The sequence below is a fragment of the Psychrobacter glacincola genome (genome assembly GCF_965118485.1).
GTDB lineage: Bacteria > Pseudomonadota > Gammaproteobacteria > Pseudomonadales > Moraxellaceae > Psychrobacter > Psychrobacter glacincola_D.
This window is the reverse complement of record NZ_CBCPJH010000079.1, coordinates 1-1,305: the sequence shown is the minus strand read 5'-3', so window position 1 is coordinate 1,305 and position 1,305 is coordinate 1. Positions and strand designations below refer to the sequence as shown.

General features: G+C 47.7%; 1 protein-coding gene. It reads right to left on the bottom strand.

Features of this window, described 5'->3' with window-relative positions; translation table 11 throughout:
- Positions 1 to 93: 93 nt before the first annotated feature.
- Positions 94 to 1,284 carry an elongation factor Tu gene (gene tuf, locus ACMHKH_RS14595; protein WP_413521345.1) on the bottom strand — a complete coding sequence of 397 codons (1,191 nt, stop codon included), beginning with the start codon at positions 1,282 to 1,284 and terminating at the stop codon, positions 94 to 96.
- Positions 1,285 to 1,305 lie beyond the last annotated feature (21 nt).

The window sequence follows — 1,305 nt, the reverse complement described above, 5'->3', positions numbered from 1 at the left end:
CACCCACAAAAAAGCCGTTCTCTCTCGAGAACGGCTTTTTCAGATAACGACCAGCATATTGCTCGGCTAGCGTTAACTACTTAATATTGTGGCTTATGCGTGAACAGTAGCAACAACACCAGCGCCTACCGTACGGCCGCCTTCACGAATTGCGAAGCGAAGACCTTTGTCCATAGCGATTGGGTGGATAAGCTCTACGCCCATCTCAACGTTATCACCAGGCATAACCATTTCAGTGCCGTCTTGTAATTGGATTGCGCCAGTTACGTCAGTAGTACGGAAGTAGAACTGTGGACGATAGCCGTTTAGGAATGGTGTGTGACGACCACCCTCTTCTTTTGACAATACATAAACTTCAGCGTCAAACTTGGTATGCGGCGTGATTGAACCTGGCTTAGCTAGTACTTGACCACGTTGTACGTCTTCGCGTTTAGTACCACGTAGTAGTACGCCACAGTTTTCGCCTGCACGACCTTCGTCAAGCAGTTTACGGAACATCTCAACACCCGTACAGGTGGTTTTTTGAGTGTCACGGATACCAACGATTTCAATTTCGTCACCAACTTTAACGATACCAGATTCAACACGGCCAGTTACAACGGTACCACGACCTGAGATTGAGAATACGTCTTCGATTGGCATTAGGAATGCTTTGTCGATGTCACGCTCTGGCTCTGGGATGTAGGTGTCAAGAACGTTTAATAGTTCTACAACGGCTGGTTGACCGTATTTTTCTTGTGAGCCTTTTAGGGCTTCAGTGGCTGAACCATGGATGATTGGGGTATCATCGCCTGGGAAGTCATAGTCGCTTAGTAATTCACGAACTTCCATTTCTACGAGCTCAAGCAATTCTTCGTCATCAACAACGTCACATTTGTTCATGAACACAACGATGTACGGTACGCCAACCTGACGTGAAAGCAGGATGTGCTCACGGGTTTGTGGCATAGGACCGTCAGTAGCTGATACAACAAGGATAGCACCATCCATTTGCGCGGCACCAGTGATCATGTTTTTAACATAATCGGCGTGACCTGGGCAATCGACGTGAGCATAGTGACGTGCTGCGGTGTCATACTCTACATGTGAGGTGTTGATGGTGATGCCACGTGCTTTTTCTTCTGGTGCTGAGTCAATAGACGCGTAGTCTTTAGCTTCGCCGCCTGAAGTAATAGCAGCTACAGTTGCGATAGCAGCAGTAAGGGTGGTTTTACCGTGGTCAACGTGTCCGATGGTACCGACGTTAACGTGTGGTTTTACGCGTTCAAACTTGGCCTTTGCCATGGGTATTTCCTCTTTTTTTGG

Bases quoted from the DNA above. Each gene is read 5' to 3' on its own strand.
- tuf (WP_413521345.1), bottom strand. From the start codon at position 1,284: ATGGCAAAGGCCAAGTTTGAACGCGTAAAACCACACGTTAACGTCGGT.